The 13659-nt window shown below is 67.3% G+C and carries 16 protein-coding genes; 5 read left to right on the forward strand and 11 right to left on the reverse strand.

What is annotated here, in order from left to right; translation table 11 throughout:
* Positions 1-15: 15 nt before the first annotated feature.
* The 3 genes from E4N63_RS20535 to E4N63_RS20545 form a co-directional block, all read right to left on the reverse strand.
* Complete coding sequence (locus E4N63_RS20535; protein ID WP_230241390.1) at positions 16-1050, reverse strand: PD-(D/E)XK motif protein; 1035 nt, start codon at positions 1048-1050, stop codon at positions 16-18.
* Positions 1040-2572: an ATP-binding protein gene (locus tag E4N63_RS20540; protein ID WP_230241391.1), complete on the reverse strand. Its 1533-nt coding sequence runs from the start codon at positions 2570-2572 to the stop codon at positions 1040-1042. The genes E4N63_RS20535 and E4N63_RS20540 overlap by 11 nt, the downstream gene beginning before the upstream one ends.
* Positions 2573-2795: 223 nt before the next feature.
* Complete coding sequence (locus tag E4N63_RS20545) at positions 2796-3179, reverse strand: very short patch repair endonuclease (protein WP_230241392.1); 384 nt, start codon at positions 3177-3179, stop codon at positions 2796-2798.
* A 130-nt stretch (positions 3180-3309) separates the two neighbouring features.
* Between E4N63_RS20545 and E4N63_RS20550 the strand changes: the two genes are divergently transcribed.
* The gene (locus E4N63_RS20550) at positions 3310-3690 is read left to right on the forward strand and encodes a 5-formyltetrahydrofolate cyclo-ligase (protein WP_308188725.1); all 381 of its coding nucleotides are present in this window, start codon (positions 3310-3312) and stop codon (positions 3688-3690) included.
* 44 nt (positions 3691-3734) lie between these two features.
* On the opposite strand, the gene E4N63_RS20555 is transcribed toward E4N63_RS20550, so the two are convergent.
* From E4N63_RS20555 to E4N63_RS20585, 7 genes are all read right to left on the reverse strand, one after another.
* Positions 3735-4205, reverse strand: coding sequence for an S-4TM family putative pore-forming effector (locus E4N63_RS20555; protein WP_230241393.1), 471 nt, complete (start codon positions 4203-4205; stop codon positions 3735-3737).
* A gap of 28 nt (positions 4206-4233) precedes the next feature.
* Positions 4234-4581, reverse strand: coding sequence for a hypothetical protein (locus E4N63_RS20560; protein WP_230241394.1), 348 nt, complete (start codon positions 4579-4581; stop codon positions 4234-4236).
* Positions 4568-5785 (reverse strand): hypothetical protein, encoded by a 1218-nt coding sequence (locus E4N63_RS20565; RefSeq protein WP_230241395.1) that lies wholly within the window; start codon positions 5783-5785, stop codon positions 4568-4570. The genes E4N63_RS20560 and E4N63_RS20565 overlap by 14 nt, the downstream gene beginning before the upstream one ends.
* On the reverse strand, positions 5760-6134 hold the full coding sequence (locus E4N63_RS20570) for a hypothetical protein (protein ID WP_230241396.1): 375 nt from the start codon (positions 6132-6134) through the stop codon (positions 5760-5762). Before E4N63_RS20570 ends, E4N63_RS20565 begins: the two co-directional genes overlap by 26 nt.
* A 57-nt stretch (positions 6135-6191) precedes the next feature.
* Entirely contained in the window at positions 6192-6830 is a 639-nt protein-coding gene (locus tag E4N63_RS20575; protein WP_230241397.1) for a hypothetical protein, read from the reverse strand.
* 871 nt (positions 6831-7701) lie between these two features.
* A complete protein-coding gene (locus E4N63_RS20580) occupies positions 7702-8118 on the reverse strand; it encodes a hypothetical protein (protein WP_230241398.1) in 417 nt (138 codons plus the stop codon).
* 16 nt (positions 8119-8134) lie between these two features.
* A complete protein-coding gene (locus tag E4N63_RS20585) occupies positions 8135-9523 on the reverse strand; it encodes an SIR2 family protein (RefSeq protein ID WP_230241399.1) in 1389 nt (462 codons plus the stop codon).
* 248 nt (positions 9524-9771) lie between these two features.
* Here E4N63_RS20585 and E4N63_RS20590 point away from each other — a divergent pair, with 248 nt between their 5' ends.
* On the forward strand, positions 9772-10860 hold the full coding sequence (locus E4N63_RS20590) for a transposase (protein ID WP_374112807.1): 1089 nt from the start codon (positions 9772-9774) through the stop codon (positions 10858-10860).
* Positions 10861-10896: 36 nt separating this feature from the next.
* Positions 10897-11163 carry a transposase gene (locus E4N63_RS31570; RefSeq protein WP_374112882.1) on the forward strand — a complete coding sequence of 89 codons (267 nt, stop codon included), beginning with the start codon at positions 10897-10899 and terminating at the stop codon, positions 11161-11163.
* A gap of 781 nt (positions 11164-11944) precedes the next feature.
* Here the strand turns inward: E4N63_RS31570 and E4N63_RS20595 are convergent.
* Positions 11945-12238: a hypothetical protein gene (locus E4N63_RS20595; protein ID WP_230241400.1), complete on the reverse strand. Its 294-nt coding sequence runs from the start codon at positions 12236-12238 to the stop codon at positions 11945-11947.
* 298 nt (positions 12239-12536) lie between these two features.
* Between E4N63_RS20595 and E4N63_RS20600 the strand changes: the two genes are divergently transcribed.
* On the forward strand, positions 12537-12920 hold the full coding sequence (locus E4N63_RS20600) for a hypothetical protein (protein WP_230241401.1): 384 nt from the start codon (positions 12537-12539) through the stop codon (positions 12918-12920).
* 299 nt (positions 12921-13219) lie between these two features.
* Positions 13220-13561: a DUF6412 domain-containing protein gene (locus tag E4N63_RS20605; protein WP_230241402.1), complete on the forward strand. Its 342-nt coding sequence runs from the start codon at positions 13220-13222 to the stop codon at positions 13559-13561.
* The last annotated feature ends 98 nt before the right edge of the window (positions 13562-13659 follow it).

Here is a 13659-nt window from a genome sequence, read left to right on the forward strand (position 1 = left end):
GCACGGTCGGCCGTGCTAGGGGATGCGGAAAGCCCGCAGTTCGGTGGGCGGTTCGGGTGCGGGAGGCAGATCCGACAGGTCGATGCGGTAGGTGATGTCCTGGATGCGGAGACGGATCGTATCCGGCAATCCCGCGAGCAAGCGTTCGTCGAGGCGCGGCAGCCGGTCGTCGACCGGGAGCACCAGCGGCTCGGTGCGCGGTGACCACCGCTCGTCGTCGGGCTGTTCCGGGGACCAGCCGGCCGCGGCCAGGCGGCGGTCGAACGGCTGCAGGCCGCCCGGTGCTTCGTCGGCGATCCGGGCGCGAACGGCCTCCACGGCCTTGCTCAGCGTCCGGCCGTGGGCGCCGCCGCGGGTGAGCTGCACGGAGACCAGCCACAGGGCGCGGCCGGGGCTCGGGGACAACTGTCTGAGGCCCTGGATCGCGTGCCGGCGGTACTCGGAAGAGGTCGTCTTCACCTCGATGTCGTGGTCGACGAGACCGAAGTCGTGCTCTTCGCCGTCCGGGCCCTTCCACGAGGCGGCGGCCCGCTCCCAGCCGTGCTCGGAGGCCACGGAGTTGAGCACGATCAGCTCGCCGAGCAGGCCGAGACGTTTCTCCGTGGTGAGGGTCCGAGGCCGTTCCAGTAGCGCACCCCAGGCCCGGACGGTCTCGTTGAACGCCTGGTCGGGCGTGCGGTCGTGGACGATCACCCGCTCGGCGACGGCGTTGAGCAGGTCGTGGAAGTCGCGCAGCAGGCGTCGTTCGGTGAGTCGCAGCCGGGCCATGCGCACGCCCTCGTGCGCGATCTCCTCGATCCGTATCAACGGAAGCGGCGAGTGGGGCGTGCGCCGGCGCGGACCCAGTTCCAGATGCAGCGCGATGCCGCCGTCCTCCTCCACGACGTAGTCGACGCGCCGGCCACCGGAGGGCCGCAGCGGGATGGTGACACCCCGGCCGCTGCCGAGAAAGCTCTCGACCCGGCTCCAGGAGGCGTACGGCTGCCCGGCCGCCGCTGTGCCGCCCTCCCCGTCGCCTTGTATGCCGGGGCCCTCTCCGTCAGCTGTCATCGTCGCCCACCCGGTCCAGTTCACTGCGCGCCGCGGAGACCAGGATGGACTGCCAGAGCTGAAGGTTGTCCTTCTCCCGCGGCCCCGCGTACTCGGACTCGAACACCTTGTGCAGCAGGAGGTACATCAGGGACTTGAGCACCGGTGCGTCGTTGAACCCGCCCCGCCGGCCGCCGAGAATGGCGGCCCGGTAGTGCTGGTTGAGGATGATGGTGGGGTCCTCGCGGTCCAGATCGAAGAAGAGGTCGTTGTCCAGCTTCTCCCAGCGGACCGTGATGGGGTCCTCGTGCGACAGCAGCGGCAGCTCCTCCTCAATGGTCTGCCGGACCTCGGGGGCGATGCCTCTTCCGGGTCCGATGACCGGCTTGCGGGTGGTGCCGGAGCGCTTGCGGGCGGTGCGGTAGACGGTGTCCGCGTCGGTGAGGTAGTCGGGGAAGGTCCGGCCCTCCGCGTCGGTCGCCCGCTCCAGCGCCGTGGTGAACTCGGGCGAGGCCTCGACCCCGGACTTCTTCACGGTGAGCCGGAAGACGTCGCCGGTGACGGCGGGCAGATCGACGGCTATCCGGGCGAGGGAGAGGTGCTGCTCGGGCTGGCGGAAGTTGTTCCAGCCGCCGGCCTGGACCAGCCGGTCGTTCCGGTAGAAGTAGAAGCCCTGCCGGTCGGTCACCGAACCGACGGCCCGGTACTCGTCGACATTGGACTTGGCGGGCCAGATGTGGGCTTCCAGCGGCAGGCCGCCGAGGCTCTGCACGGGCGCGGTGAAACGGCGCGGGTAGTCGGCGCTGCCGGTGACGGGGTAGCCGAACGGGTCGAGCGGCTCCACCCCGAAATCGAGGTAGACCGTGCCGGTGCGGACGTCCTCCACCGCGATCGTGATGTTGAAGTCGGGGCGGGCCAGGAAGCGGTGCAGGTGCAGGCCGAGGTGGAGGCCCAGCTTGTTGATCGTGCGGTGCAGATAGCGGTCGGTCTGGCCGCCCCCGCCGTGCTTCGGGAAGTTCCGTACGCCGTCCCAGCGGACCACGGTGCCCTGCCAGACGATGGGGCGGTGGGCGTAGCGGTCGATCAGGGCCTGGGCGTAGTCGTCGTCCACGATGTCGCACTGGAAGCCGTCCTTGGCGTGCTCCGTCAGCCACCGGCGGCCGACGGACCGGGTGCGCTTGGTGGTGCTGACGACGGTCACGGCATCGGCGTGCGAGAGGGAGGCGGACTTCAGGCCCGTACCGAACATGCCGAGGGCACCGGGCGCATAGTCGCGGCGCCCGCCGACGGTCATCGCGACGTCCAGGGTCTCCTCGTCCATGCCGCGGCCGTCGTCCACGACGAGGAGGGAGACCAGCTGCTCGCCGTCGCGGAGAAAGTGGATGACGACGTCCTTGGCACCGGCGTCGATCGAGTTGTCGACGAGGTCGGCCACCGCCGTCTCGAAGCCGTACCCCTGGCTGCTCAGCGCCTCCACGTACCGGGCGTCCGGCGGGAGGTGCTTGCTGCCGGTGATGGGGACGGTGAACTGCCAGTCGGTCATGTGCTCTGCCCTTGGGACGCAGGGTGGGTGGGGCGGCCGGAGATGTGAAGACGGTGTGATGGGAGACGAGACAGGCACCGTAATACATGCCTCTGGCAACGATGTAGGGGATTGCGGGAAAAGCACACCTCAGGGACGGGATCTGCTGGGCCCACGGCGGGAAGGGCGGAACCTTCCACAGGCCGGACCTGCCGGTGGGGACCGCCGGTGGACGGGCGTCGGCTCAGCGGCTCTCGCGGGCCGCGACGACCGCCGCCGCCACCCGGTCGGCCACGGCCACCGGGTCCTCGTGCTCCCAGAAGCGGAGGACCGTCCAGCCGTCCGTCTTCAGGGACTCGGTGGTCTCGCGGTCGCGTGTGATGTTGCCTTCGAGCTTCTTCCGCCACCACTCGGCGTTGGCCTTGGGGTGTGTGGCGTGCTGCGGACAGCCGTGCCAGAAGCAGCCGTCGAGGAAGACGGCGACCTTGGGGCCGGGGAAGGCGATGTCGATCGTGCGGCGGGGATGCCCGGGCACCTTCCGGTGCAGGCGGTACCGGTGCCCGGCCGCGTACAAGAGCCGCCGCACGGCCACCTCGGGTGCGGTGTCCCGGCTGGCCTGGCGACTCATGCGGGCCGAGACGGCGGTGGAGGAGGGGATCGCGGGCACGGCACCATTGTGTGCCGGCAGGCCGGATCTCCGCCGGCGCGGGCATCGTCGTGGGTCTCCTGCCCGTCCCGCCGGTCGTACGGCCGCGGCCGTGGCGCCCACGGTCGAGGTGGACGAGATGCTGCCGATCGATCTCGTGGTTCTCGGCAGCGTCGCGGTGAACCGGGAGGGCGTGCGGACCGGGAAGGGCGCGGGCTACTGCGATCTGGAGTCCGCCCTGCTGACCGAGGCCGGGCTCATCACCGGCGAGACGGTCGTCGTGACCACGGTACATTCCCTCCAGGTCGTGGACGGGCCGATACCGGCCGGTGATCACGACGCCGGTGTGGATCTCATCGTCACTCCGGACGCCACCATCACCTGCCCGGCCCCGCACCGGCCTGAGGGGCTTCTGTGGGACCGCCTGCAGATGGAGACGATCGCGGCGATCCCGGCGCTTGCGGCCAGGCAGGCCGTGAGGCGAAGGGACTGAGCCCGCCCTTTCAGGGCTCAGGTGACCGGGGCCACCCGCAGCCCTCACTCCTGGAGTCGCGGGGTGAAGGGAGCCGCGATCCTGCTGAGTTCCCCCATGGAGACGGCGAAGTCCGCCCGGTCCGTGGCGTGGAACCTGTTGAAGAACCAGTCCGGCACACGCGCTTGGGTCAACCGCGTCTGGAGCAGCACGTCCTGCACCTGGCGGGCCAGGACCAGCAGGCCCGGCGTCTCGGACTCCTGTGCGCCGCGGTTTGCGTACTCCTTGATCCGCTCGGAGACGCTCTGCTGAACGCGCTCGCGAGCGGTGACGGTGTCCAACTGCGAGCGGTAGGTGTCGATACCGAGCAGGAGAAGCCCCAGGGACGGTACGAACCACTGCAGCAGCAGATCGGTCAGTGACACCTGGGTCACCACACCGACCACCGCACCCACCGTGCACCAGACGACGAGGCCGAGCTGAACGGCGATCGCGTAGCGACGGCGGATCCGGGCTCCCCAGGCGAGGTTCGGCACGGCGGCCGCACCTTGGCATGCCCCGGCGTCACCGGCGGCATGCAGCCTGCCTTTGCCGGCTCCCCGGGAACACCGGAGCGAGGGGAGGATCAGTGAACGCCCTGTAGCTCCACGGTGCCGGCGTCATTGAGACCCGCCACGAGGAGCCCGTCGCGAGAACGATCACCGAACCGTCCGCACTGATCGCCGAAGCGGCCAGTTTCCTCGGGACGGGCAGGGTGCCGAGCGCACTCCCTCGTTCGAAGTCCCGGAGGACCAGGCGCTTGTGGTCGTGGGTGGCCAGCACATCGCCGCCGCTCGTGACCAGGAATTCGTTCCGGCCGAGGGAGACGGGGGCGGCCGGGGGCAATCCACGATCGTTGTCATCGAAGTGCACCAGGTGCAGCTTCTGTGGTTCTGCCACCGCGACGCTGTGCGTTAGCGACGACACGAGCGCCTGGTGGCCGAGACGGAGGTGCCGAGATGCTCCAGGCGAGCCTGCTTGGGGGTGCCGTCATCGGCCCAGCGGTGTGTACGCCTCCGTGGCCGTCCACCACGACCACGGTGTTGTCCGGACCGAATCCGACGGTCGCCGTCTTGTCCCCGACCGTCGTTGTCCGGACCGACCACCGGTGCTGCGACGGCGCGGTACCGACCTGGTCGGTTGATGCCCGGCTCCGGGGGGCGGATGTGCCGCCGGGCAGCGGAAAGGGAGTGATCCTCTCGAAAGGAGTCCTCCACGCCCACTGTGACCCCGGCATGCCATCGGTCGCCGCCGGGAGAGCCCGCCCGTGGCCGCGCAGCACCTGCGCGCCCGCGTGTGCGGCGAGCAGGGCGAACCAGGCACGACCGTGCTCACCGATGTTCGTATAGGTGGTGAAGGCCAGCGCGCCGGCCTGTAGGGATAGGAGGAACTGCTGTTTCCAGGGCAGCCACTCTCGTTGCCGCATGATCTCGTCGGCCCTGCCCCGGATGGCGTCCACCCGTTCGACGACCTGCGGAGGTATGTGTGACAGGTGGCCGTGTTTCGGGTCCACGACGAAACACAACAGGGCGTGGCGTTGCTCCTGCGGCATCGGCTCGCGTACGTGCGCGACGAGTGCTGAGAGCAGGAGAGTCGCCACATCGCGGCTGAGCGCTTTGTTGCTCCGGAACGTGGCCAGATCGATGAGCCGGTAGGACGACGGGACGGACTTGCCGCGGTGTCTGGCGACCAAGATGTTGTCGAGGTGTGCGTCGCTGTGTACAAGCCCGCAGAGCACAGAAATTGTCAGGTCGCGAAAACGCGGGTGCTTTCCGGCTACCGCGAGGTAGGGGTTCGGCAGTAGTTCACCACCGAAGACGAACCAGGGTGATGTGCTGTCCAGCAGGCCGAGATGCCGTCCCCAGTGATGTAGTTCGTCGTCCTCTGCGTCCTCCAGTTCTTCCCGTAGGAAGTCGGACGCGTCCATCCGCTCTGCCGGCTCCTCGACGGGCGCTGGGTTCCACTCCGTGAGCAGACCGTCCACCACGGCCGACGCTGCCGCGGTGAACTCCCCTTCCCGCAGGTTTCCGAGCGGTTCATGGTCTCTGAGGTCACCCCCCGCGGGCCGTTGGAACATCGCTGTGCCGTCCGTCGGGCAGATCCAGGGCGGGGAAGGCCTCATCCACGAGGTGGTCCGCGAAGAACTTCGGGGGCGAGTGCTTGCGCGCCTCCGCGAGCGCCTCGGGTTCGTTCTCGCGTGCCCTCGCGGGCAACAGCTTGACGACCACGATGCGGTTCGGTGGTCCCACCTCGATGGCTTGGAGCACGGCCCCCGTGTAGCCGGCCCCGGAGGGCTTCCACATAGGAAGATGCGGTCGGAGGGAGAGGGGACGGGGGCGGGAGCGGGCCCAGCGCAGCAGCGCGTCGGCGGCCTCCTGTCCGAAACAGGCTGCCAGCTCCGCCCTTTCGGCTCTCTCGGCGGTCACGGTCGATTCCTTCCATCGTCTCTGCAAGGACGATCACTGGTGCGCCGAGAAGAGCTGTCAGGCCAGTAACTTGGCGTCGCCGAGAGCGCCGGTGAAGGAGCGCCGGTCCGGGTCTCCCGAAGTGACCAGTGCACAGGTGATCAACACCTGGTCCTGTCCGGTGATGTCGACCTGCAGATCGGTCGTCGTGCTGGAACGGACCTTCACCGTTTCCCGGATCTGATTGCCACGGGCGTTGAGGACCTTGATCGAGCCGACCGAGCCGATCGCGTTGCTGGAGTCCGCGGGGATGCCGACGGTCGCGACCAGCCGTTTGTACCCACTGACGTCGTAGACCATCTGGTCACCGCTTGAATCGTCGCAGCCGAGCCGCACGCTCTTCGGGTAATTGGAGCCCGATATTTTGACGGACGAGGTGGAGACGTAGCCCTTTTCGCTTACGCGTTCGAGATCGGCGAGAAAGGTCTCGGTTCCCTCGCGGGGTTGAGAGTTGCCTTCGCCCTGGTCGGTGACGCCATCTTCGCCGCCATCGACGTTCTCCGCTGGGGCTGTGGGAGATGCGGTGACCGTCCGGGTGGTGGTGACCGTCACCTCGGGCTCCGGTGCGGTCTCCGCCTGCTGGGTCTGGACCACGGTGACCCGTCCTCCGATGAATCCGGTGGCCACGGTCACCAGCGAGATCACGACGAGCTCCACCCAGCGCAGGCTGAGCCTCGATCCACCGGTCAATGGTCGGTCCGGTAGCCGGACATGAAAGCGCGGATGCCCTCTGAGCTGGGACGATGGGACTTCCTACGGTTCCACATCCACAGATCGAGAGAACATCCGCGAGATGCAATCTTCCCATGCCGCTTCGGTGGTCTCTGCCGTGTTCGATGAGCCGAATCTGGTTGCGGACGCGGGGCTGGCGCCGGTGGTCCGGCTGGCGGAGCGGACGCGGTTGCCGGAACTGGCCGCGGCGGCGATACGGATCAAGGCTGCCGCGTTTGCCGCCGGGCTGGAGGCCGCTGGTTCGCGGGCGACGAGGTGTACTGCGGGCGCGAACTACGCCGGGGCATATGGGTGCTGGGGCTCGGCTACACCGTTGGCATCGCCGCCACCTACCAGGTCATCGACGGGACCGGACGCCGGTGAGAGGCCCACAAAATGATCAACAAGCCCGGGACGAGTGTGCTGGTGGCGCGGCGGCACCGCTACACCGGCGAGGTGTCCTACTTCCGCTGCTGGGCACCGGCGACGTCTCGCTCGGCACTCTGGTGGAAGTGATCTGTCGCAGGTGGCGGATCGAGGAATCCTTCCAACTCGCCAAGGGCTTCACCGGACTCGACCAAGGCCAGGTGACCTGCTGAAACTCCTGGACGCGCTGGTCACTGTTCTCCCTGATCGCCGCCGCCGTCCTTGTCCTCACGGCCACCGCGGTCCACGACGCCCCCGAGGACGAGCCCGCGCTCGTCCCGCTGAGCTGCCCCAAGCTCATCCGGCTCCTGCGAGCCCTCGTGCTGCCGCCACCCGACCGGGACCGTGATCAAGAACTACAGCTGCCGTGTCCGTCCGGAGAGTCGGCTGTTCAGCCAATTGGGTCGGTCGCATCGTCCACGATTTTTACACTCTTCTGTTCTGCGCGAAGGTAGAACGAAAGAGGTTCAGTAAAGTTTGAAAACGCGGAATCGGGAGCGAACCGCTTGGCATTTTGGGTGTACCTAGTCTTTAGAAATTCTCCCATGGATCCATGGACAAGATTTGCGATCTGCGCGCAGTGCATCAGAAGATCGGCGACGACAGGGGAAAGGTCATCGGCTTTGGAAAGATAGTCGACCTCCTGGTTTTCGTATTCCTGGTGGTCTGCTGGTTCAATAAAGGCGGCCAGCTTTCCGAGCGTCTTCGACAGATGCAGGTGGATGTGCCGAATCTTTGCATGCGATGGAGATTCGATGCCCCACATTTCGGCATCGTAGAGGTGTTGGAGTTCCTGCAGGGCGGTCATACCCTTGAGGACTTCCTCAAGGAGCGTTCTCGCCTCTCCCGAGTTTTCCACCCCATGGAAAGGTGAAGTCACTTTCGATCTCCCGTTCGTAGAAGTGTACGCTTGAAGCAGATTTGGGGTGGACCACGAGAGCGGCCCTTCGAACTTCATAGCCAAAGCTCTGCAACAAGTCCGCGACCCAAGTCTGTACGCGGCCGCTGATCACCCTGTCGTCGAACACCAGGGCGCGGGCACCCTTTGGGAATTTGCCGATCAGGCTCGGTAGAAAAACATCCCACTTTTCCGACTCGTAGTGGAACCATCCGTCGGTTCGAGCCATTTTTGCAAAGGCCGTGTTGTGGCAACTCCTGTCAGGGCGGCGTGGAAATGTCACTGCGGAAAACATGGGGGGGTCGTCTGCAGAGTGTCGCAGGCAATATGCAGGTGCAAAATTACCAGGGCCCGACATGGCCACGATAAGGTCTGGCTGAAAATCTCGACTGATTCGCCTGTGGAGGCGACCCAGTTGCGTGCTCAGCGTTTCCCAGCCCAGGGAAATTGTGTCAGCCGAGGTCACTGGTTTCCGCGCTTCTCTTGTGATATCTGCAAGGAAAATCTCAAGGTCGTCGTAGTCGGAGCCGTACGGAATGACATTGATTCCCCAGGGGAGGTACTCGTCCCGCCGTTGCTTGAACTCGGATTCTTTGACCAGGGCGATAGGAGCAAGACTGGTCTCCGGGAGAACAGACCTCAGCCACGAGCAGAGAGCGGCGAAGTTTGGATCGGTGAGCCCCTGGCCAAAGCCGACGAAAATCACCGACTTCACTGTGAGGAGCGACCGCAAGAATGCCTGTGCGCTCGCATCCCCCAATATTTCGGCGTAATCCTTGTAGCCGAATACCACACTTTCCGGCCGCCGCCAGTATCCGTGGAGGTGAACGATGTGAGATCCTGGCGAACCGATCTCCTTCTGCATGTCCGAAATTTCCTGCCACGTTACCGAACTCCGACCGGTTACGCTCTCCAGGAGCCCGTCATAATTCGTCGTAAAGAGTGGTGCTCCGGATTCGGCAAGCACCTGAATAATGCCGGGATTTGAAGCCTGAAGGCTTCCGACGGTATCACTCAGCCATTTGGCATAGTACTGGCCTGGAAATTTGTTCAGCTCATGCTGAACGGATTCCGCCGAGCGGATCATCGCCGACGCGTCCTTACCCTTCAATGCCTTCAGGTTCTGGGATCTCCATTTCCTCGAAAGCGTCGGGTCCAGGTCCGCGCAGAGCTCGATTCCGCTTTCAATGAGACCTACCCAAGAGGCGACCTTATTACTCTCGGATGCCAGCATGGAAATCCCTGCACCGGTAACGAAAACGGCATTTCCTTGACGGACGGCCTCGACAATCTCTGCCCTGAGGTACCTGCTCAAGATCGTTCATCCTGCCTGTGCGCGGGTCGCCGTGAGGTGATGCCCAAGGATACCCATCCAGTGACGGTGATCTGCGCGAGCGGCAAGAGAAAAAATGCGTGCCCACGCCATGCTTTAACTCCTTAAGCCTCGATCCACCGGTCAATGGTCGGTCCGGTAGCCGGACATGAAAGCGCGGATGCCTTCTGAGCTGGGACGATGGGACTTCCTACGGTTCCACATCCACAGATCGAGAGAACATCCGCGAGATGCAATCTTCCCATGCCGCTTCGGTGGTCTCTGCCGTGTTCGATGAGCCGAATCTGGTCGCGGACGCGGGGCTGGCGCCGGTGGTCCGGCTGGCGGAGCGGACGCGGTTGCCGGAACTGGCCGCGGCGGCGATACGGATCAAGGCTGCGGGCAGCAGCGGTGGGGCGAATCCGGCGGCGAAGGTGCTGTCGTTGGTGGCGGTGATGCGCGCTGGTGCGGACAGCATCGATGACGCCGGCCGGCTGCGGCACGGGGCCATGCCGGTTGCCTTCCGGGGGATCCGTGCCCCTTCCACGCTGGGCACGTTCCTGCGCTCCTGCACCCACGGCCACGCCCTTCAACTGCACGCGGTGCACCGCAAGTTCCTCGGCGAGCTCGCCGCACACACCCCGCTGCTGCACAGTGCCGGCCAGGTCGCCTTCATCGACATCGACTCCACCCACAAGCGGGTCTACGGCCGCGCCAAGCACGGTGCCCAGTACGGCCGGTTCAGGGGAGTGCGCACCCTGCACCCCCTGCTGGCCACGATCTGCACCCCGACCGCCCGGCCAATCATCGCCGGCGTGCGGCTGCGGCAGGGCAAGTCCGCCGACTCCCGCGGTGCACCGCGCTTCGTCACCGAGGCCCTGGCCACCGCCGTCGAGGCCGGCTGCACCGGGATACGGATCCTGCGCGCGGACTCGCAGTTCTACAACGCCGGGGTGGTGGCCGCCTGCCGTCGGGCCGACGCCGACTTCTCGCTCACCACCGGCATGAACCCCTCCATCAAACGGGCCATCGCCGCCATCGACGAGGCCGCGTGGCAGCAGATCCGCTACCCCCGTGCCGTGGTGGATCCCGATACCGGCGAGCTGATCTATGACGCGGAAGTCGCCGAGATACCCGCCTACACCGCCTTCACCGGCCGGAATAGGGCCGAACAGGTCACGCTGATCGTGCGTCGGGTCCGTGATCTGGCCAAACCGTCTGTCGAGGGCGAACAGGGTGAGCTGTTCCCGGTCTGGCGCCACCACCCGTTCTTCACCGACAGCTCGTTCGAAACCCTCCAGGCCGAAGGGCAGCACCGCCACCATGCGGTGATCGAGTAGATCATCGCCGACGGCAAAGCCGGACCTCTGGCCCATCTGCCCTCGGGACAGTTCAACGCCAACGCCGCCTGGCTGACCCTGTGGGCGATGACCTACAACCTGCTGCGGGCAGCGGGCGCACTGGCCTCGGTCTTCCACGCCAAGGCCACCAACGCCACCATCCGCGACCACCTGATCCACGTCCCGGGTCGCATCGCCCGGTCCGCCCGGCGCCTCGCACTGCATCTGCCGCAGCGATGGCCCTGGCAGCACGTCTGGACACACCTGTTCGACACCGTCCACGGCCCACCTGAACCGGCCTGACGCTCCTGTCCCCCTCGCCCGCAAGGGCCCAACCGGAACCGAACTCGTGGAAAAGCTGGGCATACCAGCGGATACCACCTGCCCACACGCGGCCAACAACCCAAAACCCCGCCCGCAGACCCTGAGCATCACTTCAAAACACGTCGGTGGATCGAGGCTGAGTCGGGCACGCCGTTGGCCCGGGTGCTGCTTGTTGAGTTCCATGTCATTCCTGTCCGCCGACGTGCTTCGCAGATGACACGGATGCAGGTGGGGGCCAAGGACTGCATGTGCCTGGCCACACACTAGAAAGAAACAGTTGAAACTCTGAGGTGATTGGATACCTCGACGAAGGCAATAGGAGCACGAAGCGCCCAGCAGCGCCCGATCATTACTTGCGCGCTCCCACGCGCGCGTCTTGTGCGCTCCCGCTGCGCGCCCCCGCGCTGCCCCCGCTCCAGAGCTCTCTTCCGGTCGAATCGCCGTACCGCTCCGCGTCAACGTCGGTGTCTTGGCGAACAAACGGTGACGTGTGGCGAGCCCCGGAGACGCCGGCTCGCGGCGAGGCCCGCGGCGGGGCCCTGGTGGCGGTGGGCGCCCGGCCGCGGGCCGGTCTCGGGGCGTCGTCAGGGCCGGGTCGCCCCGACCGTCTGTGGGCGTGGGCCCGTCCCGGTTCCCGTGGGCGGTGCGGTGGTTGGTCCGGCTGATCGTGGGGTTCCCTTCATGCGGCCCCCCGCGCTGCGTGACGGGTCCGCGATCAGCCGGACGGTGCCGCGGCGGTTGGCCGGGCCGGCCGCAGGGTTCAGCGGTTGGTCCAGAGGACCCACTGGAGGGTGCCGCTGGCGCACTGGAACTGGTCCCAGTGGCCGCGCTGGACGCCCTCGTTGCCCGCGAGCACGCAGTTGCCGTACTGCCAGTACTTGCCGCGCAGCACCCAGCCGGGCACCTGGGCCGTGTCCGCCTCCTGGGCGGCGCCGACCCGCGACTCCGACGCCGGGGCCGCCGTGGCCTGGACGGCGCCGAGGGTCAGGGCCGCGACCGCGGTCGTGGTGGCGGCGATGCCGGCCAGGGCGGATCGTGTGCTGGTGAGGTTCATGTCCCGACTCCTGCTGTTTGTTGACGCTTGTGCTGTTTGGTCTTGCGTCAGGGATACGCGGGAGCTGGGTAATCCATACGACGGGCAGGAGTGTGATCTGAATCACAGGGCGGGGTCGAGTGGTGGTGTTGCCCGTTGCCGAGCGGGTCACGCAGTTCGGCGGCGATGTCCTCTCTCGTGCCGCCAGTACGCTGGCATTCCTTTCCGATGGTCAACGGACGGCCGCCGGTTGCCGATCCGGGCCGTGCGGGACCGGCTCACCAGGCCGGTCCCCGGCCCCGGCACAGAAGGGCACCCCATGCTCGCGTCCGTACCCATGGGATGGCTGTGGCTGCTGGCCGCGGCGTCCACCGTCCTGTCCAGTTGCCTCCTGGGCAGCTGGATCCCCCTGCGGCAGTTCCGCATCGCCTACCCGGTGACCATGGTCGTCGGCGGCGCGGGCCTGATCGTCGTCTGCCGGGCGCAGGGCATCGATCTGACCGGGGCACTCGTCATGTACTCGTGCGCCCATATCGGCCTGACGCTCGGCCTGCTCCCCCAACGGAAGCTGTTCAAAGAGGTGTACGAGCAGTGGCGCAGGGGTGAGGCCACGGACCATCTCAAGGCCCCGCGCGGGCATCTCGCCTTCCTCGCGGTCAGCGTGGTCGGCGTCTTGCTCGCCGGGTTCGCGCTGACCCGCTGATCGGCTGGCCCGCTGGCCCGCTGGCCCGCTGACGGGGCGCGGCCCTCACGCCGTACCGCCGTGGTTCCGGGTGGCCGAGGCGACGGTAGCGGTGTCGCGGCGGCGATGGTGCGCGGTGATGCCGGGCCTTGCCGTGGCGGTGCCTCCGTCCGGTCCGGGGTGGCGCCCGTCTGTTGGCACTCGTCATCCACCCGCTTTCGCGCGCCGGTTGCGGGTTAGCATCACAGTGCCGGGGCTGTCACCCCGGCGATCGGCGGTCGGCGATCGCCGACCGGGCAGCGAGAGGGGGGAGCGGCGGTATGGGCCTCAGGGCTGCCACGCGCACGCACCTCGGCGTGCTGCTTGTCCTCCTCTCCGGGCTCTCCGGGCTGCTGCTCGCGCCCGGTGGCCTCGCCGAAGGCGCCCTCGCCGGTGCCGTCTCCTTCGCCGCGACCGCCACCGCCACCGCGGCGGCCGGTGCGGCCCTGCTCGTCTGCGCCGTCCTCGCCGCCCGCAGTGCCCGTCCCGTACCGCCCACCCGGGTACGGACCGCGCTCCGCGACCGCGAGCGCCGTACCGCCTTCCTGCCCCAGCGCGATCCCGACGCCTCCGGCCGCCCGCGGCCCAGGGCACCCGGCCGTCTCCTCCCGACGGCCGGCTAGGCAGCCGCCGCCACGCCCGCATGCCCCCAACAGGGCTCTGCGGGGCGGTGGTCCGCCTGCATGGCTCGTCACGCCGACACCCGTTCCTCGGCACGACG

The sequence above is a fragment of the Streptomyces sp. MNU89 genome, assembly GCF_020982505.1.
GTDB lineage: Bacteria > Actinomycetota > Actinomycetes > Streptomycetales > Streptomycetaceae > Streptomyces > Streptomyces xinghaiensis.

Bases quoted from the DNA above. Each gene is read 5' to 3' on its own strand.
- E4N63_RS20535 (WP_230241390.1), bottom strand. From the start codon at position 1,050: ATGACAGCTGACGGAGAGGGCCCCGGCATACAAGGCGACGGGGAGGGC.
- E4N63_RS20540 (WP_230241391.1), bottom strand. From the start codon at position 2,572: ATGACCGACTGGCAGTTCACCGTCCCCATCACCGGCAGCAAGCACCTC.
- E4N63_RS20545 (WP_230241392.1), bottom strand. From the start codon at position 3,179: ATGAGTCGCCAGGCCAGCCGGGACACCGCACCCGAGGTGGCCGTGCGG.
- E4N63_RS20565 (WP_230241395.1), bottom strand. From the start codon at position 5,785: ATGTTCCAACGGCCCGCGGGGGGTGACCTCAGAGACCATGAACCGCTC.
- E4N63_RS20580 (WP_230241398.1), bottom strand. From the start codon at position 8,118: ATGACCGCCCTGCAGGAACTCCAACACCTCTACGATGCCGAAATGTGG.
- E4N63_RS20590 (WP_374112807.1), top strand. From the start codon at position 9,772: ATGCAATCTTCCCATGCCGCTTCGGTGGTCTCTGCCGTGTTCGATGAG.
- E4N63_RS20595 (WP_230241400.1), bottom strand. From the start codon at position 12,238: ATGAACCTCACCAGCACACGATCCGCCCTGGCCGGCATCGCCGCCACC.
- E4N63_RS20600 (WP_230241401.1), top strand. From the start codon at position 12,537: ATGCTCGCGTCCGTACCCATGGGATGGCTGTGGCTGCTGGCCGCGGCG.
- E4N63_RS20605 (WP_230241402.1), top strand. From the start codon at position 13,220: ATGGGCCTCAGGGCTGCCACGCGCACGCACCTCGGCGTGCTGCTTGTC.